We start from the raw sequence: 24,577 nt of genomic DNA on the forward strand, positions 1-24,577 counted from the left end.
GGCTGACATCCTTGCGCAGCGCGCGCGGTTCGACCGGCTTCAGGTCTTCGAGGATCAACTGCGTGTTGGCGAGCCAGTTCTTGTAGGGGTGCCTGGTCGCGATCTCCGACTTGATCTCCTCGTCGGAGATGATGCGGCCCTTCTCCAGGTCGATCAAAAGCATGCGGCCGGGCTGCAGCCGCCACTTCTTGACGATCCGCTCCTCCGGCACCGGCAGCACGCCGGCCTCGGAGGCCATGATGACGCGGTCGTCGTCGGTGACGATGTAGCGCGCCGGGCGCAGTCCGTTGCGGTCGAGCGTCGCGCCGATCTGGCGGCCATCGGTGAAGACGACCGCCGCCGGCCCGTCCCAAGGCTCCATCAGCGCGGCATGATATTCATAGAAAGCCTTGCGATCGGCATCCATGAGCTTGTTGCCGGCCCAGGCTTCCGGGATCAGCATCATCATGGCGTGGCTGAGGCTGTATCCGCCCTGAAACAGGAACTCGAGCGCATTGTCGAAGCACGCGGTGTCGGATTGGCCGTCGTAGGAGATCGGCCAAAGCTTCGAGATATTGTTGCCGAACAGCTCGGAGTCGACGGACGCCTGTCGCGCCGCCATCCAGTTGTTGTTGCCGCGCACGGTGTTGATCTCGCCATTGTGCGCGACCATGCGATAGGGATGCGCCAGCTTCCACGACGGAAACGTGTTGGTCGAAAAGCGCTGGTGGACGAGGATCAGAGCGGTCTCGAAACGCGGATCGATGAGGTCCTTGTAGTAGGCCCCGACCTGATAGGCCAGGAACATGCCCTTGTAGACGATGGTGCGCGCCGACAGCGACACGCAATAGGAACCGATGTCCTTGTTGTCGTTCTCGGCGTAGATACGGCCCGATATGACCTTGCGCAGCAAATAGAGCCTGGCCTCGTACTCCTCGTCGTCGGTAATGTCTGCCGTGCGGCCGATGAAGACCTGCCGATGGAACGGCTCGGATGCCACGATGTCCGGAGCCTTCGACAGGGACGAATTGTCGACGGGCACGTCACGGAAACCGATCAACGGAAGCCCCTCGGCCTGAGCCGATTCGGCGATGATGTCCTCGATATGGGCGCGAAGTGCTGCATCCTGCGGCATGAACCAATGTCCGACGCCGTACTGACCCGCTGGCGGCAGATCGATGCCCTGGGCTGCCATTTCCTCGCGGAAGAAACGGTCTGGAAGCTGCACCAGAACGCCGGCGCCATCGCCGACGAGCGGATCGGCGCCGACGGCGCCGCGATGCGTCAGGTTTTCGAGCACGGCAAGGCCGTCCTTGACGATCTGGTGCGACTTGACGCCCTTCATGTTGACGATGAAGCCGACGCCGCAGGCATCGTGCTCGTTGCGCGGATCGTAAAGGCCGTGAGCGGCGTAGCCGGTAGGGGTTCGCAATGGATTTTTGACGGCTGGCGCTTTCGTCTGCGCGGCCGGGCCGTTCGTCGCAGATGGCGTCACTTCCGTCATCATCCTGTCCTCCGTTCCGCGCCGCTTAGGGGCGCTGGTTTCCATCGGGAAGCGCATGGGCTTCCCTCTCATCCTTACGGCACGTCTTGCGAAATCCTTGCCGAACCAAGTGGCTTTCCACATGGTTCGCATCCGGCAATCTACAGGCCAGAGCCAGACTGTCTACCTGTCGCTCGCGGCAACAGCCGGAGAGGCCCGATGATACGCCAATCCAGCCTGTTTTGCGCGACAAAATAAGACAGCACTACTGTCCTAAATTTTTATGACAGAAATTGCAGATGCGCACAAGACCGATTCACAACAATCTTGGGCATTCAGCGATAGAAAATTACGCACGGCCATGTCAAAACGTAACCTTCGGTCGTTTGTCTCCATCCTTGCCTCTCACTGGCTTTACCGCTTTTTCGGCGCCTGGCACTTGCGGGCGGCATGCGAAAGCGGCCAAGGTCGCATCGATTTTCCCAGCACAGGCAAACGCATGATTTTCGCTTCCGACAATTGGGCAGGCGCCCATCCCGACATCGCCGCGGGCCTGTCGGCCCATGCCGGCGGCTTTTCCATCGCCTATGGCGACGGCGCCCTCGACCAGGCCGTCTACCGACGCTTCAACGAAATCTTCGAGCGCGAGGTCGCGGTGTTTTTCGTAGCGACCGGCACTGCTGCCAATTCGCTGTCGCTGACCACCTACAACAAGCCCGGCGGCATTTCCTTCTGCCATCGAGAATCGCACGTCATCGAGGATGAATGCGGCGCGCCGGAATACTTTACCGGCGGCTCACGACTTTACGCCGTCGACGGTGCGCTGGGCAAGATCGATCCGAACAAGCTGGAAAGGGCGGTCAGCCGGTTCGCGCCTGAAATCGTCCATTCCGGGCGCCCGATGGCAGTGTCGATCACCCAGTCGACGGAGGTCGGCACCATCTACACGCTGAACGAAATCGACCGGATTTCGGAGATCGCCAAGCATCACAAACTGCCGCTGCACATGGATGGCGCCCGCTTCGCCAATGCGCTGGTCGCGCTCGACACAACGCCGGCGGAGATGACCTGGAAGCGCGGCATCGACATCCTTTCCTTCGGCGGCACCAAGAACGGCTGCTGGTGCGCCGAGGCTATCGTGCTGTTCGATCTCGACCGCGCCGGGGAACTGGCCTTCCTGCGCAAGCGCGCGGCGCAATTATTCTCGAAATCGCGCTTCGTCGCTGCGCAATTCGAAGCCTATTTCAAGGACGGCTTATGGCTCGACACGGCCCGGCACGCCAACGCCATGGCAGCGCGCCTTGCAGCAGTGATCGAGGATTCCCCGTCGGCGCGTCTGGCTTGGCTGCCGCAAGCCAACGAGGTCTTCGCGGTGATGAAAAAGGCAGAGGCTGAAAGAGCGCAAGTGGCCGGTGCGGCCTTCTATGACTGGCACAAGCCGCATGGCTTTGACGGCCATATCGGCGAGGACGAGGCACTCTACCGGTTCGTCACCAGCTTTGCCACCACAGCCGAAGACGTCGACCGTTTTGGCACCCTGATCGCTGGGTAGCGGCACTCGTCCACCCAATAGAAAAGGGCGGCGCTTGGCGCCGCCCTTAGTCCCTGACGAGACCGTTTTGGTTACGCAGCTTACGCGGCGTTCTTGGCCTCGATCTGCTTGGCCTTCGCCGAAGACGCGGTGATCGCGATCTTGCGGGGCTTCAGCTCCTCGGGAATGTTCCGCTTGAGGTCGACGAAGAGGAGGCCGTTCTTCAGCGTTGCGCCGACGACCTCGACATGGTCGGCAAGCTGGAAGCGGCGCTCGAAGGCACGCGACGCGATACCGCGATAGAGCAGTTCGGAGCCTTCGCCATTGCCCTCTTCCTTGCGCTCACCCTTGACGGTCAGCACATTACGGTGGGCTTCGATCGAAATCTCGTCTTCCGAGAAGCCGGCGACCGCCATCGAGATGCGATAGGCATCCTCGCCGGTGCGCTCGATGTTGTAGGGCGGATAGGTCTGCGCGCCGTCGGGCTGCGCAAGCGAATCGAGCATGGTGAACAACCGGTCGAAGCCGACGGTCGAACGATAGAGCGGGGAAAAATCAACGTGACGCATGGTGTGTTCTCCTGTTGAGCAACAAGGTTTGCGTATGGCCGGTGCAAAACCCGTAAAGGCGTTCCGGATGGGCCAGCGGCCCCGACATTGGCGGCCGCACTCAACATTTGGGGAGTAGCCGAAAGCATTTCAAGATTTCTCGATGAACGGCAGATGAACCGGGGCTTCGGCCGACGTTCAGCTTAGCGGCGCTAGACTGTTTCCAGGATCAAGCAACAGGCGGCGGTTATGGCGCCGCGCGTCCGCCGGGCGCGCAAAGGACGCTGTAACACTTTGATTGCGCATGATCTCCAGCGAAAATCGGGTCCGATTTTCGGGGTCATGCGCGAGGCGCCGCGACGAGGCCGACCGGGTGTAACGTCCCTTCCTCCCGGATCGACAGAGGCCGGAAGCAGCCGCAGGCTGCTTCCGGCCTTGCTCGTTGCCTGCGCGCTCATCCACCCGGAACTCCTTTGCTTTTGGCGCATGGGCGTCTATCACCATGCCCTGGGGCTTGCATCCAATGCAGGCCTCAATGCCGGCCATACCGGCCCAATACCGGCCCAATACCGGCAATGACATACCAAGAACGAAGTGCCGAATGACGGACCTCCTCCACGAAGTTCCCATCTTCCACGAAATTCCGGGCAATCCGTCACCGGAAAATGCGGCCGGCGGTTTCTTCACCACGCGTGACGGCAAGAAGATCCGCTACGGCCTATTTCCGGCCGTTGCCCGCCCGATAAAGGGCACCGTGATCGTCCTCACCGGCCGCAACGAGTGCATCGAGAAATATTTCGAGACCATCCGCAACCTTGCCGACCGCGGCTTCGGCGTTGCGACCCTCGACTGGCGCGGCCAGGGCGGCTCCGACCGGCTGATCGGCGACCCCCAGCGCGGCTATGTCAGGAGCTTCCTCGACTACACCGCCGATCTGGAACAGTTCTTCGAGGAGATCGTGCTGCCCGACTGCCGGGGGCCATACTACATATTGGCCCATTCGGCAGGGGCGGTGATTACGCTGCTTGCCGCGCCGTCGATGGTGAACCGGGTGCGGCGCATGGTGCTGATCGCGCCGTTCTTGACCGTGCCCGACCTGCCGGTCTCGATAAAGACCGTTCGCCGCCTCTGTTCGTTGTTCTGTTTCCTCGGCCTTGGCCGTCTCTATGCCGCCTGGGGGCCGCGGCCGAAGGAGCCCGCACCCTTTGCAACCAACAAGGTGACATCGGATCCGGAGCGATATCGGCGCAACACGCTGATCTACGAGACCTACCCGCAACTGGCGCTCGGCGGCCCGACGATCCGCTGGCTGAAAGCAGCCGCGGAGGCGTCGGTAACCATCAGCGATCCGGGCTTCATGGCCCGGATCCAGGTCCCCTTGCTGGTGATCGCCGCCGGCGCCGATCAGGTCGTTTCGACCAAGGCCGTGGAAGCCTATGCCAGACGTCTGCGTCTCGGCTCGCTGCTGACGATCGATGGCGCACGCCATGAAATCCTGCAGGAAGCCGACATCTATCGCGAGCAGTTCCTTGCCGCCTTCGACGCCTTCATTCCCGGAAGCGACGACACGGCCTGAGCGACCGGCCGGTGTTTCGGCATGGGTGGGTCATGCGCTGGCCGTTGACTCGGCCTGCCGGGCGAAATCCATGATCCAGTTGGTTTCCCAGCTCTTGCCGCCATCCGGTGAAAAAGCCTGCTCCCAACGCGCCGAGTTTTCAGTGTTCCGCGACCAGAGGAAGCGAACCTGGATCGTGCGGCCGTCGAAGACGTCTTCGCACAGGAACGTGCCGACCTCCGCCTTGAAGGTGCCACGCATCGGAACATCCATTGTCGACGGGTTGCGGCCGTCGATCCACCAGATCGACCATTGTCTCGCCGCCGGATCGAACGTCCGCAGCGTGGCGGCGCGATAGGCGCCGCCGGGCAATTCAATGACATTGTCGTCGACATTGCCGAGGCCGCCAAGGATCGGGCGCACGTCGCATGTCCCGCCAAACACGTCCCAGTTCATGTCGCCTTGCAGGCGCTTCCGCAACCGTCGATGGCTGACGTTCCAGCATCCGTGGAAGAAATCGAAATCGGTCCGGCCGTCTTGCGGGCCTTCGTCGGAACGGCTTGCTGTTGCTTGCGTCGGCATGTGTGATCCTCCCTCTGGTGACACCCTTCCATAGCAGAGGGCTACTGACATCCTGCTGTCAGGACTGGCCCCGTCGAATCTAGCAATCGCTGCCTGATCCACCCGTAACTGCGCCAGGGGTCCGTTGAGATTCAGGTCAGGCCAAGTCGAAAATCGTGGCTTCCGAGAACCGGAGCGGAGCGTACTTTTGGGTACGTGAGCCCCGGAAGCGCAGGAAGCGGCGGTTTACAGACCGGCATCACCTGAATATCAGCGGACCCTAGCCGCGCAGCGCGGCCATCGCGGCGGCATGAAGCTCCGGTGTCGCTGCGGCCAGGATGTCGCCGCCGTTTTCCGCCGGTCCGCCTTCGAAAGTGGTGACGACACCGCCGGCCTTCTCGATGATCGGGATCAGTGCGACGATGTCGTAGGGTTTCAATCCGGGGTCGGCGACGATGTCGACGCTTCCCGCCGCGACCATGGCGAAGGCGTAACAGTCGGTGCCGTAGCGGGCGAGCTGGACCTGCTGCTCGAACAGATCGTAGCGCAGGCGAGCGTCTCCCTTGAACAGAGCCGGCGTGGTGGTGAACAGCGTCGCCTCGGCGAGATCAGTCGTCTTGCGTGTCGTCAGCCTTCGCGGTCCGCCCGGACCTTCGTAGTGGGCACCGGAAGCGTTGGCGTAGAAAAGCTCGCCGGTGAAAGGCTGCGACATCATGCCGGCAACGGCATCGCCGTCGACCGTCAGCCCGACCAGCGTGCCCCACACCGGCAGGCCCGAAATGAAGGCGCGCGTGCCGTCGATCGGATCGACCACCCAGACATGCCTGCTGGAGATGTTCTCGCTGCCATGCTCCTCGCCGAGGATACCGTGATCGGGATACTCCGCCGATATAAGCGCCCGGATGACCCGCTCGGCCTCACGATCGGCCTCGGTGACCGGGTCGAAGCTGCCTTGCTCCTTGTTGGCGACCGCGCCTTGGCTGCGGAAGCGCGGCAAGGTTTCGGCCGCGGCGGCATGTGCAATGCGCCGCATGAAATCGATGCTGATGTCCAACGGATTCTCCCGCGTTGCGGCATGCTGAGACAGTCGTTTGCCTGTGGTCTTCCGCCAAAACAAGGGCGTGTGGAAACTTTTGCGCAGCGGCAACTGTTGCTCGAATGCAACGCTGCCTACCTCGAAATGCAATTTTCACATCACAGTGAATTAAAAACGCCTGCCGGCGCCTTGACATTTGTGCAGCGCACAATAGTTTTGTTCTCGGACAGGTTTTCCTGTCCATGCCCTCCTTGGGCGTTTCCTCCCTAGACTTCGACCGTGTCGTGCAAACGATGCGGTCTTTTTTTCGGCGCGACATCCAGCGAACCGTGCGCCTTTCCCCGACCCGCACGCTGACGCCTTTATCCGGCGCAAGATCTCTTCATCTGGTGCAGGATCCCTTGCAAGAATCGATTCCCGATTTTTGGCGTCATTCAGCGGCAAGCGGCAGATCGATGAAATGGTGATCGGGCATCGCCATCAGGTCGGCCGAGAATTGTGCCAGGTCGTCGGCGAGCGCATCGAAGCCGGCGGATTTCTGGAACGTCCGCTCGTTCATGTAAAGCCCGCGATTGACCTCGATCTGCAGTGCATGGAGATGGCGCACCGGGCGGCCATAGTGCTCGGTGATGAAGCCTCCGGCATAGGGCTTGTTATGGGCGACGGTGTAGCCCATGCCGATGAGCAGGCCGATCGCCGTCTCGGTCAACGCTGCCGAGGCGGACATGCCGAAACGGTCGCCGACGATGAAGTCCGGCCTGAGACCGCTGTCGCCGACCCTGATGCTCGCCGGCATCGAGTGGCAATCGATCAACACGGCAAAGCCGAACCGCGCATGGGTCCTGGTCAAAAGCCGTTTCAGTGTCTCGTGATAAGGCTTGTAGACAGCCTCGATACGCGCGATGGCTTCCGCCAGCGGCAAGCGGCCGGCATAGATGTCGAGCCCCTCTCCCACCAGCTTCGGCACGGTGCCAAGCCCACCGGCCACGCGCGCCGAGCGGATGTTGCAGAAGGACGGCACGGGTTCGGCGAACATGCGCGGATCGAGTTCCCATGGCTCCCGGTTGACGTCGAGATAGGCGCGCGGGAAGTTTGCCGCCAGCATCGGCGCGCCGAGCGCAACGGCGCCGCCGAACAATTCGTCGACATAGCAATCCTCGGACCGGCGGATGGCGTTTCGGTCCAGCCTTGCCATGGCCAGGAACCGGTCCGGATAGTGGCGGCCGCTATGCGGCGAGTTGAAGAGGAAGGGGACGCGCTGTTCGGCGCCCGACCGGATTTCGAAGGGTGGAACGACCGAAAAATCCTCGGCTGCCGTTTTCAATTTGAACGAACCCGAAAATACGAATGCATCATGGTTGGAAAGTGCCACCTCACCGGCCGCATGTCCAGCATTTCGGCGTCCGGACCGCTTTGTTAAATACGGGTCGGGCTCTTCATCGTTCACTTGATGTTTACCGTCACCTCCTCATATACAGGATGGTTAACGGGCTTGCCCCACGGCAGTCTCGGGTGGGTGATTCGGACGGGATAAGATGGCACGCATTCTACTGGCGGAAGACGACGACGATATGCGCCGGTTCCTCGTCAAGGCGCTGGAGCGTGCCGGCTACCAGGTCAGCGATTTCGACAATGGCGCCAGCGCCTATGAGCGGCTGCGCGAAGAGCCTTTCTCGCTGCTCTTGACCGATATCGTCATGCCGGAGATGGACGGCATAGAACTCGCCCGCCGCGCCACCGAGATCGATCCCGACCTCAAGGTCATGTTCATCACCGGCTTCGCCGCCGTTGCGCTCAATCCGGACTCCAAGGCGCCGAAAGACGCCAAGGTGCTGTCGAAGCCATTCCATCTGCGCGATCTCGTCAACGAGGTCGAAAAGATGCTGCAGGCAGCCTGAACCGATTCAGGCAGGCCTTCGGCACGCCCTCAACGGTGCGACAAGGCGAGCCTTTCTTTCCCTTTTCCTGCTATTGACGCGCCGGCGCAAAAATGGTGTATGCGCGGCTTCGGATGGGCGTGTAGCTCAGCGGGAGAGCACTGCATTGACATTGCAGGGGTCACAGGTTCAATCCCTGTCACGCCCACCATCCAGACAAATCGTCCGTCTCCTGTATTTCGCCTGCATCGCGTCGGTTTATCCCCGAGCGGCCTCCGGATCGGTATTGCCTAGCGAATACCATGAGAAAGCTGTGAGCGGATCTTGAGAACGCCCCGCCCTGAAACGTGGGACGCCCGCCCCGGCTCGAACCAGGACGGGCGGGGTCGGGATCATTGGGGCCTTGGGTCTGGCGTATTTCCCGGTCTGCCGCCGTTGCCTTCCCGGCAGTTGGTATCGCCCACGCCGCAGCATTTGCCGCTGTAGACGGTTTTTGTATTTGGTTTGTCGCACTCTCTCGTCACTGTCGTCTGACAACCCGCCAGCACCGAAGCGGCGACGGCGGCAAGAAAGATATTTCGTATAGCAATAGACATGAGAAGTTCTCCATGATTGACCGCGCTTTGCAAACGCAGTGCTTGGTTGCTTCTCGGGCAGGATTGGTTCACAAGAAAATTAAAGGACATGCCAAAACGTCTGCGAAGCCGTCGCTTCCAGGCGCCGCATGAGCCTCGCGACGCGCTTCGGGGCGGGGCGGTCGTCTCCTTTGGCAATCGGTGCGATTGAGAGTCAGGCCGCGCCGAGGCGGAGATCGCCCTTCTCGATATGCTGGAGAAACCACGCATAGGTCTGTTCCAGTCCGCTGCGAAGCGGGTACCGCGGGCGCCAGCCCGTGGCAAACAGGCGCGACACGTCCATCAGCTTGCGCGGCGTGCCGTCCGGCTTCGTCGCATCGAATGTGAGCCTGGCATCGGCGCCGACGACGGAGAGCATGGTGCGGGCCAGTTCGGCAATGGTGATGTCTTCGCCCGAGCCGACATTGACGTGGCTGTCGCCGGCATAGTTTTTCAGCAGCCAGACCAGGGCATCGGCGGCGTCGTCGACATGCAGGAATTCGCGCATCGGCGTGCCCGATCCCCAGACCTCCAGGCTTTTGTCGCCGGCGCGCTTTGCCTTGTGCGCCTTGCGCATGAGAGCCGGTACGACATGGCTGGTGGAAAGGTCGAAATTGTCGCCCGGACCGTAGAGGTTGGTCGGCATCGCCGAGATGTACTCGACACCATATTGGCGCCGATAGGCCTGGCACAGTTTCAGCCCGGCGATCTTGGCGATCGCATACCATTCGTTGGTAGGCTCGAGCGGCCCGGTCAGCAAGGCGTCCTCGGAAATAGGCTGCGCCGCGAATTTCGGATAGATGCAGGACGAACCGAGAAACAGCAATTTCTGCACCTCGTTGCGAAAAGCGCTCTCGATGACGTTGGTCTGCATGATGAGATTGTCCTGCAGGAAATCCACCGGCAACCTGTCGTTTGCCAGGATGCCGCCAACCTTGGCCGCCGCCATCACCACCGCGTCCGGCCTGTGGTCGGCCATCCAGCGCCGCACGCCGGCTTGGTTCATCAGGTCGAGTTCATCACGGGAAGCGGTCAGCACTTCGCAGTCCTCGTCCGCCAGCCTGCGCACGATGGCCGAACCGACCATGCCGCGATGCCCGGCCACGAAAACGCGCTTGCCCTGAAGTTCGAAATCCATTGGCGTATCCCTGTGCAGAACGGCCGCTATGACCATCTGGCGTCGGTGCGCCGGATGGGCCTGCGTCGGACGCATACCGCATACAGATTTGGCCGGACAAGGCAAATCGAAGATTTAGGCGGAGTCTTTTCGGCAAACAGTCAGACACCCGCGACGGCACACAGGCTCTTCATTCTTGCGACGGCAAGCTCCGGGTCGGCCAGCAATCCGGCCTGATCGGCAAGGCGGAAGACATCGGCATAGTGGCGGATGCCGCGTGCCGATTGCATGCCGCCGACCATCGAAAAATGCTCCTGGTGGCCGTTCAACCATGCCATCAAGACGATGCCGGCCTTGTAGTATTCGGTCGGCGCCTCGAAGATCTTCCGCGACAAAGGCACGGTCGGCGCCATCAGCGCGTCATAGCCGGCGCGGTCGCCGTCGGCCAGTTTCGCCAGCGCGGCATTGGCGACCGGCGCGATGGCGTCGAAAATGCCGAGCAGCGCATGCGAATGTCTTTCGCCATCGCCGGCGATCAGCTCGGGATAGTTGAAATCGTCGCCGGTGAACATGACCACCCCGTCAGGCAGCCGGTTCCGCAAGGCAACCTCTTTGCCGGCGTCGAGCAGCGAGATTTTTATCCCCTCGACCTTGCCGGCGTGCCGTTCGATGAGGGCGACGACCGTATCGAGCGCGACCTCGAAGTCATGGCTGCCCCAATAACCCTTCAGGGCCGGATCGAACATGTCGCCCAGCCAGTGCAGGATGACCTTGCCGGATGCCTGAGACAGGATGCGGTCGTAGACGCTGATATAATCGTCAGCCCCCCTGGCGACAGTCGCCAGCGCGCGGCTGGCCATCATGATCGCCTTGCCGCCCAGGCCTTCGACGAAACCGAACTGCTCTTCATAAGCCGCGATGACATCGTCGAGCCCCTTGGCGGCATCTGGCGTCAGATGGTCTGTCCCGGCACCCGAAGCGAGATCGGCGCCTTCAACCGTTCGCGCCTCGGCGATCGAACGCCGGATCAATTCCCTGGCGTTTGCCCAGTCGAAGCCCATGCCGCGCTGCGCGGTGTCCATCGCCTCGGCGACACGGAAGCCGAGCCGCCAGAGATGATGGCGGAACGCCATCGTGCAATCCCAGTCGATCACGGGATGAGACCACGGATCGGTCATGGAAAGCGGGTCGGCAACGACATGAGCAGCCGCATAGGCGATGCGCGAAAACCGGGCGCCGATTACCGGCTGTGCCGGCTGGCCGACAAGACGGTAGCGCGTGCTGCGGCCGCCCTCCTCGGGCAAGGCAATGTCCATCGATCTCTCCCTTGGCCGCGCCTATTAAATGGAACGTTCCAATAAATCAAGTGCCGTTTTGATTCTGAGATCCGCTCTCGGCAGATGTTATGTCGCAGCATAATCCCTTGGAAGCACCGCATTCAGTGCGCTGAACTCCTCGTTTTCCGATGGGAAAAATCCTGATTGACTCAGATGCAGCATCGGGATTAGAACGTTCCAATAAATTCGATCTGAAATACCGGGAGGACGGATCTGGATGGCCAGCAGGGCCAAGGCGACGATACTCGACATTGCCCGTGAGGCGGGCGTGTCCAAATCGACGGTGTCGCTCGTGCTGCAGGGCAGCGGGCTGATCCGGCCTGAAACCGCGCTGAAGGTGCGCAAGGCGATCGAGGACGTCGGCTATGTCTACAATCGCGGCGCCGCCAATCTGCGCAAGGCCCATTCCAATGTCATCGGCATGGTCATCAACGATCTCACCAATCCCTTTTTCGCCGAAATGGCGGTCGGCATGGAGCGCGTCTTCCAGTCGGCAGGCGTCGTGCCGTTCATCGCCAACACGGCGGAGAACCCAGTGCGTCAGGAAGAAGTGCTGAAATCGCTGATGGAACAAGGTGTCGCCGGGCTGATCGTGTCGCCGGCGCGCGGCACGACGCCCGGTGCCTTCCGCCGCATCGAGACGGCGGGCCTTCCGATCGTCTTCACCATGCGCCGCCTTCCCGAGAGCCGCATCCCGGTGATCGCGCCCGACAATCATCGCGGCGCAAGGCTCGCTACCGCCCATCTGATCGGCAAGGGCCATCGGCGGCTGGCCTTCTTCGGCGGATCGTCGGATCTGGTGGTCTATCACGAGCGCCTGGGTGGTTTTCGCGAGGCTTGCGAGGCGCTCGGCATCGCCTCGCGCGATACGCTCGTCGTCGAAGGCGAGACCAGCCGCAGGGGCGGCATTGCCTGTCTGGAAACGGCCCTCGCCATGGCCGAGCCGCCGACCGCGGCGCTGTGCTTCAACGATGCGGTCGCTTTCGGCGTCATGCTGGCGCTGCGCAAGCGCGGCCTCGAGCCCGGCGCGGATTTCGCCGTCGTCGGCTTCGACGACGTGGTCGAGGCCCAGCATTACATGCCGGCGCTGACCAGCGTCGCGGTGGATTCGGCGGGGCTCGGCGAGCGCGCCGCCCATGTCATGCTGAAGATGATCCAGTCGCGCACGACGCGCGCCGAGGATCATATCGGCGCCGTCAACCTCGTCGTCAGGGACAGTTGCGGTCCTGATCGGCGTGCGGGAATGGGAGACGCGGCATGACCGTGAAATGGGGACTGATCGGCGCAAGCACGATCGCCAGGCAATTCATGATCAGCGCCATCCGCGCTCAGGCCGACGGGCGGATCGCGGCGGTGATGAGTTCCAGCCCGGAGCGCGCCACGTCCTATGCGAAGGAGAACGGCATTCCGCTCGCCGTCTCGACGCTCGATGAATTGCTCGGCTCCGACATCGACGCCGTCTACATCTCGACCACCAACGAACTGCATCTCGAACAGGCATTGGCAGCCATCAAGGCGGGGAAACATGTGTTGTGCGAAAAGCCGCTCGCGCTGACCAGCGCCGATGCGCGCAGGATGGTCGCCGCCGCCAGGGCGGCCGGCATCGTGCTCGGCACCAATCACCACCTGCGCAATGCCGGCTCGCACCGGGCGATGCGCGAAGCCATTGCCGCCGGCCGCATCGGCAAGCCGATTGCCGCACGCGTCTTCCACGCCGTCTATCTGCCGGAAAACCTGCAGGGCTGGCGCATCACCAGGCCGGAAGCGGGTGGCGGCGTGGTGCTCGACATCACCGTGCACGATGCCGACACGCTGCGCTTCGTGCTTGGCGACGATCCGCTCGAGGTCTCGGCGTTCACGCAGACGGCAGGCATGGCCGGCAGCGGACTGGAAGATGGCGCGATGTGTGTCTGGCGCTTCAAATCGGGCATCATCGCGCAGTCGCATGAGGGCTTCACCACCAAATTCGCCGGCACCGGCTTCGAGGTGCATGGCAGCGAAGGCTCGCTGATCGCGAAAGATGTGATGACCCAGAAACCGATCGGCTCCGTGCTGCTGCGCACGGCAAAGGGCGAGGAGGAATTGAGCTTCGACCGCGAGGATCTCTATGTCAGGTCGGTGCGGCAGTTCCATGCGGCGATCCATGGTAAGGGCCGACCGTCGGCCACCGGCGAGGACGGCGTCTGGTCTCTGACAGCGGCCGAAGCGGCGTTGCATTCAGCCAAGTCCGGCAAATCAGTCGCGATCGATCCGAAACTCGAGGGCGCAGGATGAGCAAGCTCGTCTCCGCCGCACAGGCCGCGAGCCTGATCAGGGACGGCATGGTCGTTTCCGTCTCGTCGTCGAGCGGCCTCGGCTGCCCGGATGCGGTGCTTGCCGCGATCGGCGAGCGCTTCGACGCCGAAGGCCATCCGAAGAACATCACGACGCTGCACCCGATCGCCGCCGGCGACATGTACGGCATCAAGGGCATCGATCATCTGGCCAAGCCCGGCCTGTTGACGCGCACGCTGTGCGGCTCCTATCCGTCCGGCCCCTCCTCCTCTGAACCACCGCAGATCTGGAAGATGATCGGCGACAATTCGGTCGCTGCCTACAATGTGCCGTCAGGCATCCTGTTCGACATGCATCGCGAGGCCGCTGCCAAGCGCCCCGGCGTGCTGACCAAGGTCGGCCTCGATACCTTCGCCGATCCGCGTCATCAGGGCTGCGCCATGAATGCGGCCGCGAGCGAGCCGATCGTTTCGGTGCAGCAGTTCGACGGCGAGGAATGGCTCTATTTCCGCTCCATCGTGCCTGATGTCTCGATCATCCGGGCGACGACGGCCGACGAGCGCGGCAACCTCACCTATGAGCACGAGGGCGCCTATCTCGGCGGGCTCGAGCAGGCGCTCGCCGCCCGCAACAATGGCGGCATCGTCATCGCGCAGGTCAAACGCGTCGTCGAGAACGGTACGCTGAAGCCGCATGACGTGCGCGTGCCCGGCGTGCTGGTCGACCATGTCGTGGTGGCGCCCGACCAGTTGCAAACGACGCTGACACCCTATGATCCGGCGATCTCGGGCGAGATCTTCAGGCCGCTGTCGACCTTTCGCACCACCGAGATGAGCGTCCAGAAGGTGATCGCCCGGCGCGTCGCGATGGAGCTTGCCGACGGCATGGCCGTCAACATCGGCTTCGGCATCTCGGCCAACGTGCCGCGCATCCTTCTCGAGGAAGGCCAGCACGGCAAGGTCACCTGGGTGATTGAGCAGGGCGCGGTCGGCGGCGTGCCGCTGCTCGACTTCAAGTTCGGCTGCTCGTCGAACGCCGATGCCTTCATGCCCTCGCCGCACCAGTTCATCTATTTCCAGGGCGGCGGCTTCGACGCTTCGCTGCTCTCGTTCCTGCAGATCGACCGCCACGGCTCGGTCAACGTGTCGAAGCTTTCGGCGAGGCCGCATGTCACCGCTGGCGCCGGCGGTTTTGTCGACATCACCGCACGGGCGAAGAAGATCGTCTTTTCCGGTTTCTTCAATGCCGGCGCCAAGCTGTCGCTGGCCGATGGCGGCATCCGCATCGACGGGGAAGGCAAGGTCAAGAAGGTGGTCGGCGAGGTCGAGCACATCTCGTTCTCGGGCAAGCGCGCGGTCGCGCAAGGACAGGACATCACCTATGTCACCGAGCGCTGCGTGATGATGCTGACGCCGGATGGGCTGATGGTGACGGAGCTGGCACCGGGCATCGACCTTGAGCGCGATGTGCTGGCGCAGGCCGAGATTCCGCTCGGTGTCGCCAACGACCTGAAAGTGACACCTTCGGTGCTCTATCAGGATCGGCCGATCGGCCTGTCGCTCAATGGCGGCGCCTCGCTTGGAGGTGCGCATGCCTGAGCGTCTCGTCACCTTTGAAACCGACGGGCCCCTCGGCATCGTCACGTTGCGCCGGCCGGAGAAATTCAACGCGCTCGACATACCGATGCTGCGCGCGCTGGAAGCCGCGCTCGACGAGGCCGAGGCAGCGGATGGCGTCCGCGTCGTGCTGCTATGCGGTGAAGGCAAGGGCTTTTGCTCCGGCGGCGACGTCGAAGCCTGGTCGCAGATGAGCGCCGCCGATTTCCAGGTTCAGTGGGTGCGCTACGGCCACCGCGTCTTCGACCGGCTGGCAAGGTTGCGGCAGCCGACCGTCGCCGTGCTGTCCGGCCATGCGCTGGGCGGCGGGGTGGAACTGGCGGTCGCCTGCGACTTCCGCGTGGCGGAAACGCAGGTGAAGCTCGGCTTCCCTGAAACCTCGATCGGCGTGGTGCCCGGCTGGTCCGGCACGCAGCGCGCGGTGCGCCGCTTCGGCGCGCAGACAGTGCGGCGCATGGCGCTCGGCGGCGAGGTCTTTCCCGCTTCCGAGGCGCTTGCTCTGGGCATCATTGACCGCGTGGTGGAAGCCGGCAAGGCACTCGCCGAGGCCAAGGCCTGGGGAGAAAAAATCGCCGCGCGCGGGCCGCTGGCGACCGAGGCCGCCAAGCTGATGATCGCGGTCGCCGAGGGGGAGGAAAGTGCCGCCGCGACAGAGGCGCTGGCCAGCGGCTTCATTGCGCTGACCGGTGACATCAAGGCCGGTGTCGGCGCTTTCAAGGCCAAACAGAAACCAGCGTTTTCAAGATCATAAGCGGAATCCAAAACGTATGAACTTGCCCCTCGAGATCGCCATGCCCACCGAGGCATCCACAGCGCCGAAGGCGTACCGGCTGCTGATCGACGGCAAGCATGTCGATGCCCGCGATGGGCGGACGCTGGAGCGCAAGAGCCCCGGCCATGGCTTCACGGTTTCGCGCTATGCGCAAGCCGGGGCTGCGGACGTCGAGGCGGCGGTGACCGCCGCGCACAAGGCGTTCGAGACCGGCCCCTGGCCGCGCATGAAGGCCGCAGAGCGCGCCGCGATCCTGCTCAAGGCGGCGGACCTGATCGAGGCGCGGCTCGAGGAGATCGCCCGGCTCGATGCGCTGGAATCCGGCAAGCCGATCGCCCAGGCGCGCGGCGAAATCGGCGGCGCCGTCGACATCTGGCGCTATGCGGCATCCCTTGCCCGTACGCTCCATGGCGAAACCTACGCCAATCTCGGCGACGCCATGCTGGGCGTCGTGCTGCGCGAACCGATCGGCGTCGTCTCGATCATCACGCCATGGAATTTTCCGTTTCTCATCGTCAGCCAGAAGCTGCCCTTCGCGCTTGCCGCCGGCTGCACGGCTGTCGTCAAGCCGAGTGAGATGACATCGGCCTCGACCTTCGTTCTCGGCGACATCCTGATGCAGGCCGGCCTGCCGAATGGCGTCGTCAACATACTCGCTGGCCTGGGCGCCGATGTCGGCGCAACGATGGTCAGCCATCCGCTGGTCGAGATGGTGTCGTTCACCGGCTCCACCCGGGTCGGCAAGATGACCATGGCGTCGGCTGCCAATTCGCTGAAGAAAGTGTCGATGGAGCTCGGCGGCAAGAACGGCCAGATCGTCTTCCCCGACGCCGACCTCGAGGCAGCCGCCGACGCGGCAGTGTTCGGCGGCTTCTTCAACGCCGGCGAATGCTGCAACGCTGGCAGCCGGCTGATCGTGCATGAAGCGATCGCCGACGATTTCCTCGGCGCGGTGAAGGCACTGACCGCCAGGGTCACCGTCGGCGATCCGCTCGACGACGGCACCAAGGTCGGCGCGATGATCTCTTCCGAGCACCTGGCCAAGGTCACGGGCTATGTCGCAGCGGCGGCGAGCGATGGCAGCCAGGTCACCAGCGGCGGCAAGCAGATCGCCTCGAGTGCCGGCCAGTATCTCGACCCGACCATCATCCGCGGCGTGACCGAGGACATGGCCATTGCACGCGAGGAAGTGTTCGGCCCGGTGCTCTCGGTGCTGACCTTTGAATCGATTGAAAAGGCGTTGCGCATCGCCAACAACACGCCCTATGGTTTATCGGCGGGCGTGTGGAGCGCCAGCATCGACACCTGCATGTCGGTGGCGCGGAATGTGCGTTCGGGAACCGTTTGGGTGAACACGTTCATGGAAGGTTATCCCGAGTTGCCTTTCGGAGGCTACAAGCAGTCCGGTCTCGGACGCGAACTCGGCAAGCGAGCCGTCGAGGATTATACCGAGGAAAAGACAATCCAGTTTCATCGCGGCCAGCGCACCGGATGGTGGGTCGGCTGAGTTGGGAAGAACCCGGCGGACAACCGCCGGTCGTGTAACTGCAACAAGGGAGGAAGTACATGTTGCGCAAACTGCTTATCGGAACGGCCCTCGGGTCGGGCCTTGCGTTCGCGGCCCATGCCCAGGACGTCAAGGAAGTCGAGATGCTGCATTGGTGGACGTCTGGCGGCGAAGCGGCCGCCTTGAACGTGCTCAAGGAGGATCTGGCCAAGCAAGGCTTTGCCTGGAAGGACGTGCCCGTGGCCGGCGGTGGCGGCGATGCCGCCATGACCGCGCTGAAGGCGATGGTCGCGGCCGGCAACTACCCGACCGCCTCGCAGATGCTCGGCTATACCGTGCTCGACTATGCCGAGGCCGGCGTGATGGGCGACCTGACCGAGACGGCGGTAAAGGAAGGCTGGGACAAGTCCGTTCCGGCCGCCCTGCAGAAGTTCTCGGTCTATGACGGCAAGTGGGTCGCGGCTCCGGTCAACGTCCACTCGGTCAACTGGCTGTGGATCAACAAGGCGGTAATGGACAAGATCGGCGGCACCGAGCCCAAGACCTTCGACGACTTTGTCGCGCTGCTCGACAAGGCCAAGGCTGCTGGCGTCATCCCGCTCGCGCTCGGTGGCCAGAACTGGCAGGAAGCCACCATGTTCGATTCGGTCGTGCTGTCGACCGGCGGACCCGAGTTCTACAAAAAGGCCTTCAACGACCTCGACGAGGAATCGCTGAAGTCCGACACGATGAAGAAGTCGTTCGACAATCTCGCCAAGCTCGTCACCTATGTCGATCCGAATTTCTCGGGCCGCGACTGGAACCTTGCCACCGCCATGGTCATCAAGGGCGATGCGCTGGTGCAGGTGATGGGCGACTGGGCCAAGGGCGAATTCAACGCCGCCAAGAAGACCCCGGGCACCGACTTCCTGTGCTACCGCTTCCCGGGCACCGACGGCAGCGTGGTCTACAACTCCGACATGTTCGGCATGTTCGACGTTCCGGACGACCGCAAGGCCGCCCAGGCCGCCTTGGCCACCGCCACTTTGTCGAAGAGCTTCCAGTCGGCCTTCAACGTCGTCAAGGGCTCGGTCCCGGCCCGCACCGACGTGCCTGACACCGACTTCGACGCTTGCGGCAAGAAGGGCATTGCCGACCTGAAGGCCGCCAACGAAGGCGGCACGCTGTTCGGTTCGCTGGCGCAAGGCTATGGCGCGCCTCCGGCCGTCGCCAATGCCTACAAGGACGTCGTCTCGAAATTCGTCCACGGCCAGATCAAGACCTCGGACGAGGCCGTCACCGAGCTGGTCAACGCGATCGAAGACGCCAAGTAAGGCCTTCTCGATCTGAAAACGCCTTCCCCGCGTGCGCGGGGAAGGTCCTCTTGAGGCAGGGTTTGGGACAGCTTGATCGGCACGCTTCGAAGGTGCCAGTGAGCTCCAGGATACCGGATGAGCTGATACCGGATGACCCGTTACTGGATGAGCCAATGAGCACGGTTGCCGAAACCAATATCAAGCCGACGCCGGAGCATGGTACCCGTCCGGGCGCCTCGATCCGTTCGCGCCTGCAGGACGCGCTGCCGAAGATCGTACTGGCGCCGAGCTTTGCGATCACCGTTGTCTTCGTCTACGGCTTCATCCTGTGGACGGTCTATCTGTCCTTCACCAACTCCAAGACCTTCCCGTCTTACGCCATCACCGGGTCACGCGCCTATCAGCGGCTGTGGCGCTGGACCTTCGAGAGCGACCCGCCATCGAGCTGGTACACGTCGATCACCAATATGGGCATTTTCGGCTTTCTCTACATCTTCATCTGCCTGGCACTCGGCCTGTTCCTGGCGATCCTGCTCGACCAGAAGATCCGCGGCGAAGGCATGTTGCGACCAATCTATCTCTACCCGATGGCGCTGTCCTTCATCGTCACCGGCGTCGCCTGGAAATGGTTCCTCGATCCCGGCCTCGGCCTTGAGCAGACCCTGCACCAGTGGGGCTGGACGAGTTTCCATTTCGACTGGATCAAGAACAAGGATTTCGTCATCTACACCGTGGTGATCGCCGGCGTCTGGCAGGCCTCCGGCTTCATCATGGCGATGTTCCTCGCCGGCCTGCGTGGCATCGACGGCGAGATCATGAAGGCAGCACAAATCGACGGCGCCACCACTTTCCAGCTCTATCGCCGGATCGTCATCCCGCTGCTGCGGCCGGTGTTCCTTTCTGCCTTCATCGTGCTCGCCCACCTCGCCATCAAGTCCTACGATCTGGTCGTCGCGCTGACCAGCGGCGGGCCGGGCGGCTCGGCCTGGCTGCCTTCGAACTTCATGTATGAGTACACCTTCAAGCGCAACGAGATGGCCGTCGGCTCGGCCAGCGCCGTGATCATGCTGATGACCATCACCGCGATCATCGTGCCCTATCTCTATTCCGAGCTCAGGGAGAGGCCGCGATGAGCGTCATTGCCACGCCCGCTCGCCAGAGCACTGGCGGTACCAGCGCCAGGACCATCAACCGCATCGTCATCTACGGGCTGCTGGCGCTGTTCGCGCTGTTTTACCTGATGCCGCTGTTCGTCATGCTGGTGACCTCGTTCAAGACCATGGAGGAGATCCAGAACGGCAACATGCTGGCGCTGCCGCAGGCGCCGACATTCGAGCCGTGGGCGAAAGCCTGGGGCGAGACCTGCGTCGGCCTGACCTGCGCCGGCATCAAGGGCTATTTCTGGAACTCCATCAAGATGGTGGTTCCGGCAGTGCTGATCTCGACGCTGCTCGGCGCGCTCAACGGCTATGTCCTGACCAAATGGCGCTTCCGCGGCCACACGCTGGTCTTCGGCCTGATGCTGTTTGCCTGCTTCATCCCGTTCCAGTCGGTGCTGTTGCCGATGGCGACGATCCTAGGCAGCCTCGGCCGTTTCGGCGTGACGCTTCGCAACGCAACGGGATTTTCGTTCGGCTTGGGCAATCCGACGGTCAACCTGGTCTTTGTCCACGTCGTCTACGGCCTTGGCTTCACCACCTTGTTCTTCCGCAACTATTACGAGGCCTTCCCCACCGAACTGATCAAGGCGGCGCAGGTCGACGGCGCCAGCTTCTTCCAGATCTTCCGGCGCATCATGCTGCCGAATTCGATGCCGATCTTCGTCGTCACCGTCATCTACCAGTTCACCAACATCTGGAACGACTTCCTGTTCGCCTCCGCCTATGCCGGTACCGGCGACGCGATGCCGATGACGGTGGCGCTGAACAACGTCGTCAACACCTCGACCGGCGTCGTCGAATACAACGTCAACATGGCGGCGGCGATGATAGCCGCACTGCCGACCCTTCTCGTCTACGTGGTCGCTGGCCGCTATTTCGTGCGTGGCCTGATGGCCGGCGCCGTCAAAGGATAATCGGATGGCTTTTCTCGAAATTGATGGGCTGAAGAAGCGGTTTGGATCGGTCGAGATCCTGAAGGGCATCGACGTCGAGCTCGAAAAGGGCGGCTTCCTCGTGCTGGTCGGCCCGTCCGGCTGCGGCAAGTCCACCCTGCTCAACACCATCGCCGGCCTCGAAACCATCACCGAAGGCGAAATCCGTGTCGACGGCCGCACGATCAACGATCTCCACCCCTCGAAGCGCGACATCGCCATGGTGTTCCAGAGCTACGCGCTCTATCCGAACATGACGGTCGCAGGAAACATTGCCTTCGGCATGGAGATGCGCGGCGTGCCGGCTCAGGAGCGCCAGAAGGCGATCGACAAGGTGGCGAAGGTGCTGCAGATCGGCCACCTCCTGCAGCGCAAGCCAAGCCAGCTTTCCGGCGGCCAGCGCCAGCGCGTCGCCATGGGCCGGGCGCTGGTGCGCGACCCCAAGCTCTTTCTTTTCGACGAGCCGCTGTCCAATCTCGACGCCAAGCTGCGCGTCGACATGCGCATCGAGATCAAGCGGCTGCACGCGACCACCGGCACAACCATCGTCTACGTCACCCACGATCAGATCGAGGCGATGACGCTGGCCACCAAGATCGCGGTGATGCGCGATGGCGAGGTGCAGCAGTTCGGCACGCCGGCCGAGATCTACAACAATCCGACCAATCTGTTCGTCGCCGACTTCATGGGCTCGCCGGCGATGAACCTGGTCCCGGCGACGATCGGCGGCAACGGCAGTGCACTCTCTGTGGTGCTGCAGCGCGAGGCGCGCGATCCGATCTCGCTGCCGCTGGCCAATGCGCCTGCCGGCCTGTCGGCATTCCAGGGCAAACCGGTCATCTTCGGTGTCCGCCCCGAGGCCTTGACCGATCCGGAAGGCGCCGAGCGCAACGCGTCGAACATCGCCACCGCCGACTGCCACATCGAGGTCGTCGAGCCGGCGGGCTCCGACACCTTCGCGGTCACCAATCTCGGCGGCAAAGCTGTGGTGGCACGCCTGCGCGCCGACGCCAACATCCAGCCGGGCACCAGCACGCCGCTCGCCTTCAACCTGACCAAGGCGGTGTTCTTCGATCCTGCGACCGAGAACCGTATTCTCTGACGGCTATGGCAAACCCCGACATCGTCATCATCGGCTCCGGCATCGGCGGCGCCACGATCGCCTCCGGCCTTGCCGGCAGCGGTGCCTCGATCCTGATGCTGGAGCGCGGCGAGACGCTGCCGGCGACGCCGCATACGCGCGACACGCGCGCCATCTTCGTCGATGGCCACTACCGGCCGAAGGAGATGTGGCGCGAGGCCGGGGGTGCTGCGTTCAACCCCGGCAATTACTACTACGTCGGCGGCAACTCGAAATTCTACGGCGCGGTGCTGATCCGCTACCGCGAGCAAGATTTTTCCGCCATGGAGCATTATGGCGGCGTCTCTCCGGCCTGGCCGTTTTCCTATGAGGAGTTCGAGCCGTGGTACTCGAAGGCCGAGCAGCTTTTTCGCGTGCGCGGCGCGCTCGGCGAAGATCCGACCGAGCCGTTCCACTCGATCCCTTACGCCTTCGGGCCGGTCCCGGACGAGCCGCCGATCGCGCGCGCCCGCGCCGAACTCAAGGGCCTCGGCCTGCATCCCGCATCGCTGCCGCTCGGTGTCGATATCGACGCCTGGCTGAAGGACGGCAAGACAGGCTGGGACGCATTTCCCAACACCGGGACCGGCAAGGTCGACGCCCAATCGGGGCCGCTGACCGCGGCCCTTGCCGACCGGAACATCCGGCTCGAGACCGGCGCCCATGTCGAATATCTCGAAGCCGCGAGCGACGGCAAAACCATCGCAGCCGTCCACTACAGCCAGAACGGCGAGTTAAAGAAAGTCACGCCGAAGCTGGTCATCCTCTCGGCCGGCGCGGTCAATTCCGCCGTGATCCTGCTGCGCTCGCCTTCCCCCAGCAGCAAGGGAGGCGGCAAGGGCCTCGCCAACCGCTCCGACCAGGTCGGCCGCAACTTCATGAACCACAATTCGAGCGCCATGCTGGCGATCGACCCGCGCCGCAGGAACGATGCCGTCTATCAAAAGACGCTGATGCTCAACGACTACTATCTGTCCAACGGCAAGGGCGGCAAGCCGCTCGGCAACGTCCAGCTTCTCGGCAAGATCGACGGCAATATCCTGCGGGCCAACGTCAAGCTTGCGCCCAAATTCGCGCTGGATTTCATGGCCGGCCACGCCGTCGACTGGTACCTGATGTGCGAGGATCTGCCCGATCCCGAAAGCCGCATCATGGTCGACGGCAAGGACATCGTCATGCAGTGGCGGCGCTCAAACATGCAGTCGCTCGACGGGCTGACCAAGGTGATGCGCGAGAACTTCCGCGCCTGCGGCTACCCGATCGTGCTGTCGCGACCTTTCGACAAGCGCACGCCCTCGCACCAGTGCGGCACGGTCAAGATGGGCGACGATCCGGCGACCGCGCCGCTCGACCCGTTCTGCCGCTCGTTCGACCACAAGAACCTGTTCGTCGTCGATGCCGGCTTCCTGCCGAATTCGGCCGCCGTCAACCCGGCGCTGTCGATCGCCGCACAGGCGCTGCGCGTCGCCGATCATATCCGCAAGACGGAGCTTGTCGCATGAGCCGCCCGGCAGCCATCATCACCGGCGGCGCGCGCGGCATCGGCCGTGCCTGCGCCGAGGCGCTGGCTGATGCGGGCTTCGATATTCTCGTCGTGGACCTCGCCGACAACGCGGCCAAGGACCTTGCCGCCAACATCACCGCGCGCGGCGCCAAATTCGCCTATCATTGCGGTGATATCGCCAATCTCGACACCCACGCAGCACTGGTCGATGCCGCGACAAGCACCTTCGGCCGCATCGACTGCCTGGTTAACAATGCCGGCATCGGCGCTGTCGTGCGCGGCGATTTGCTGGAGTTGAAACCGGATAATTTCGACCGGATCCTCGCCATCAACCTGCGCGGCACGGTGTTTCTCAGCCAGGCTGTTGCAAGGGCGATGCTTGCGGCGCCGGGCGATCACCCAAAATCGATCATCACCATCACCTCGGTCAGCGCCGAAATGGCCTCGCCGGAACGTGCCGACTATTGCATCTCCAAGGCCGGGCTTTCGATGTGGATAAAGACCCTGGCGCTGCGGCTCGCTGCCGAGAATATCGGTGTGTTCGAGGTGCGGCCGGGCATCATCCGCACCGACATGACCGCAGGGGTAACGGCCAAATACGACGCCCTGATCGATGGCGGGCTGGTGCCGGCAAAACGCTGGGGTGAAGCGGGCGACGTCGGCGCCGCGGTGGCGGCCCTTGCCAGCGGGAAACTCGGCTTTTCGACCGGCTCGATCATCAATGTCGACGGCGCACTCTCGGTGCCGAGGCTGTGAACA

The 24,577-nt window shown here is 63.1% G+C and carries 21 protein-coding genes, 1 tRNA gene and 1 pseudogene; 15 read left to right on the forward strand and 8 right to left on the reverse strand.

Going from position 1 to position 24,577, the window contains the following annotated elements; all coding sequences use genetic code 11:
- Window positions 1-1,483 (reverse strand): annotated as a pseudogene (locus E5X88_RS12380) (glutamate synthase subunit alpha); the annotation flags it as partial.
- A 478-nt stretch (window positions 1,484-1,961) separates the two neighbouring features.
- Between E5X88_RS12380 and E5X88_RS12385 the strand changes: the two are divergent.
- A complete protein-coding gene (locus E5X88_RS12385) occupies window positions 1,962-3,014 on the forward strand; it encodes a low specificity L-threonine aldolase (RefSeq protein ID WP_292161569.1) in 1,053 nt (350 codons plus the stop codon).
- Window positions 3,015-3,094: 80 nt separating this feature from the next.
- Here the strand turns inward: E5X88_RS12385 and E5X88_RS12390 are convergent, their stop codons facing one another.
- Window positions 3,095-3,562 (reverse strand): Hsp20 family protein, encoded by a 468-nt coding sequence (locus E5X88_RS12390; protein ID WP_292161570.1) that lies wholly within the window; start codon window positions 3,560-3,562, stop codon window positions 3,095-3,097.
- Between the two features lie 580 nt (window positions 3,563-4,142).
- Here E5X88_RS12390 and E5X88_RS12395 point away from each other — a divergent pair.
- Window positions 4,143-5,117 carry an alpha/beta hydrolase gene (locus tag E5X88_RS12395; RefSeq protein WP_292161571.1) on the forward strand — a complete coding sequence of 325 codons (975 nt, stop codon included), beginning with the start codon at window positions 4,143-4,145 and terminating at the stop codon, window positions 5,115-5,117.
- Window positions 5,118-5,147: 30 nt separating this feature from the next.
- Here the strand turns inward: E5X88_RS12395 and E5X88_RS12400 are convergent, their stop codons facing one another.
- The 3 genes from E5X88_RS12400 to E5X88_RS12410 all read right to left on the reverse strand — a co-directional run bounded on the left by E5X88_RS12400 (window position 5,148) and on the right by E5X88_RS12410 (window position 8,065).
- Window positions 5,148-5,678 carry a DUF1579 domain-containing protein gene (locus E5X88_RS12400; RefSeq protein WP_292161572.1) on the reverse strand — a complete coding sequence of 177 codons (531 nt, stop codon included), beginning with the start codon at window positions 5,676-5,678 and terminating at the stop codon, window positions 5,148-5,150.
- A 259-nt stretch (window positions 5,679-5,937) separates the two neighbouring features.
- Complete coding sequence (gene hisN / locus E5X88_RS12405) at window positions 5,938-6,711, reverse strand: histidinol-phosphatase (RefSeq protein WP_292161573.1); 774 nt, start codon at window positions 6,709-6,711, stop codon at window positions 5,938-5,940.
- Window positions 6,712-7,123: 412 nt separating this feature from the next.
- On the reverse strand, window positions 7,124-8,065 hold the full coding sequence (locus E5X88_RS12410) for an N-formylglutamate amidohydrolase (RefSeq protein WP_292161574.1): 942 nt from the start codon (window positions 8,063-8,065) through the stop codon (window positions 7,124-7,126).
- 163 nt (window positions 8,066-8,228) lie between these two features.
- Between E5X88_RS12410 and cpdR the strand changes: the two genes are divergently transcribed.
- Both cpdR and E5X88_RS12420 read left to right on the forward strand, forming a co-directional pair.
- Window positions 8,229-8,591, forward strand: coding sequence for a cell cycle two-component system response regulator CpdR (gene cpdR, locus E5X88_RS12415; RefSeq protein WP_006199474.1), 363 nt, complete (start codon window positions 8,229-8,231; stop codon window positions 8,589-8,591).
- 115 nt (window positions 8,592-8,706) lie between these two features.
- Window positions 8,707-8,781 (forward strand) — tRNA-Val (locus tag E5X88_RS12420).
- Between the two features lie 181 nt (window positions 8,782-8,962).
- On the opposite strand, the gene E5X88_RS12425 is transcribed toward E5X88_RS12420, so the two are convergent.
- The 3 genes from E5X88_RS12425 to E5X88_RS12435 all read right to left on the reverse strand — a co-directional run bounded on the left by E5X88_RS12425 (window position 8,963) and on the right by E5X88_RS12435 (window position 11,617).
- Complete coding sequence (locus E5X88_RS12425; protein WP_292161575.1) at window positions 8,963-9,256, reverse strand: hypothetical protein; 294 nt, start codon at window positions 9,254-9,256, stop codon at window positions 8,963-8,965.
- Window positions 9,257-9,359: 103 nt separating this feature from the next.
- On the reverse strand, window positions 9,360-10,322 hold the full coding sequence (locus tag E5X88_RS12430) for a GDP-L-fucose synthase (protein ID WP_292161576.1): 963 nt from the start codon (window positions 10,320-10,322) through the stop codon (window positions 9,360-9,362).
- A gap of 140 nt (window positions 10,323-10,462) precedes the next feature.
- The gene (locus E5X88_RS12435) at window positions 10,463-11,617 is read right to left on the reverse strand and encodes a dihydrodipicolinate synthase family protein (protein WP_292161577.1); all 1,155 of its coding nucleotides are present in this window, start codon (window positions 11,615-11,617) and stop codon (window positions 10,463-10,465) included.
- Between the two features lie 238 nt (window positions 11,618-11,855).
- Between E5X88_RS12435 and E5X88_RS12440 the strand changes: the two genes are divergently transcribed.
- The 11 genes from E5X88_RS12440 (at window position 11,856) to E5X88_RS12490 (ending at window position 24,574) form a co-directional block, all read left to right on the forward strand.
- Window positions 11,856-12,899, forward strand: coding sequence for a LacI family DNA-binding transcriptional regulator (locus E5X88_RS12440; protein ID WP_292161578.1), 1,044 nt, complete (start codon window positions 11,856-11,858; stop codon window positions 12,897-12,899).
- Complete coding sequence (locus E5X88_RS12445; RefSeq protein WP_292161579.1) at window positions 12,896-13,912, forward strand: Gfo/Idh/MocA family oxidoreductase; 1,017 nt, start codon at window positions 12,896-12,898, stop codon at window positions 13,910-13,912. Before E5X88_RS12440 ends, E5X88_RS12445 begins: the two co-directional genes overlap by 4 nt.
- Entirely contained in the window at window positions 13,909-15,510 is a 1,602-nt protein-coding gene (locus E5X88_RS12450; protein WP_292161580.1) for an acyl CoA:acetate/3-ketoacid CoA transferase, read from the forward strand. The genes E5X88_RS12445 and E5X88_RS12450 overlap by 4 nt, the downstream gene beginning before the upstream one ends.
- Window positions 15,503-16,279, forward strand: coding sequence for an enoyl-CoA hydratase/isomerase family protein (locus tag E5X88_RS12455; RefSeq protein ID WP_292161581.1), 777 nt, complete (start codon window positions 15,503-15,505; stop codon window positions 16,277-16,279). Before E5X88_RS12450 ends, E5X88_RS12455 begins: the two co-directional genes overlap by 8 nt.
- A 16-nt stretch (window positions 16,280-16,295) precedes the next feature.
- The gene (locus E5X88_RS12460) at window positions 16,296-17,807 is read left to right on the forward strand and encodes an aldehyde dehydrogenase family protein (RefSeq protein ID WP_292161582.1); all 1,512 of its coding nucleotides are present in this window, start codon (window positions 16,296-16,298) and stop codon (window positions 17,805-17,807) included.
- Window positions 17,808-17,866: 59 nt separating this feature from the next.
- Complete coding sequence (locus tag E5X88_RS12465) at window positions 17,867-19,120, forward strand: ABC transporter substrate-binding protein (RefSeq protein ID WP_292161583.1); 1,254 nt, start codon at window positions 17,867-17,869, stop codon at window positions 19,118-19,120.
- Window positions 19,121-19,275: 155 nt separating this feature from the next.
- Complete coding sequence (locus E5X88_RS12470; protein ID WP_292161584.1) at window positions 19,276-20,235, forward strand: carbohydrate ABC transporter permease; 960 nt, start codon at window positions 19,276-19,278, stop codon at window positions 20,233-20,235.
- Window positions 20,232-21,176 (forward strand): carbohydrate ABC transporter permease, encoded by a 945-nt coding sequence (locus E5X88_RS12475; RefSeq protein WP_292161585.1) that lies wholly within the window; start codon window positions 20,232-20,234, stop codon window positions 21,174-21,176. Before E5X88_RS12470 ends, E5X88_RS12475 begins: the two co-directional genes overlap by 4 nt.
- Window positions 21,177-21,180: 4 nt before the next feature.
- A complete protein-coding gene (locus E5X88_RS12480; RefSeq protein WP_292161586.1) occupies window positions 21,181-22,296 on the forward strand; it encodes an ABC transporter ATP-binding protein in 1,116 nt (371 codons plus the stop codon).
- Window positions 22,297-22,301: 5 nt separating this feature from the next.
- Window positions 22,302-23,816: a GMC family oxidoreductase gene (locus E5X88_RS12485; RefSeq protein WP_292161587.1), complete on the forward strand. Its 1,515-nt coding sequence runs from the start codon at window positions 22,302-22,304 to the stop codon at window positions 23,814-23,816.
- A complete protein-coding gene (locus tag E5X88_RS12490; RefSeq protein ID WP_292161588.1) occupies window positions 23,813-24,574 on the forward strand; it encodes a 3-ketoacyl-ACP reductase in 762 nt (253 codons plus the stop codon). Before E5X88_RS12485 ends, E5X88_RS12490 begins: the two co-directional genes overlap by 4 nt.
- Window positions 24,575-24,577: the final 3 nt, after the last annotated feature.

It is taken from the genome of Mesorhizobium sp., from assembly GCF_004962245.1.
Lineage (GTDB): Bacteria > Pseudomonadota > Alphaproteobacteria > Rhizobiales > Rhizobiaceae > Mesorhizobium.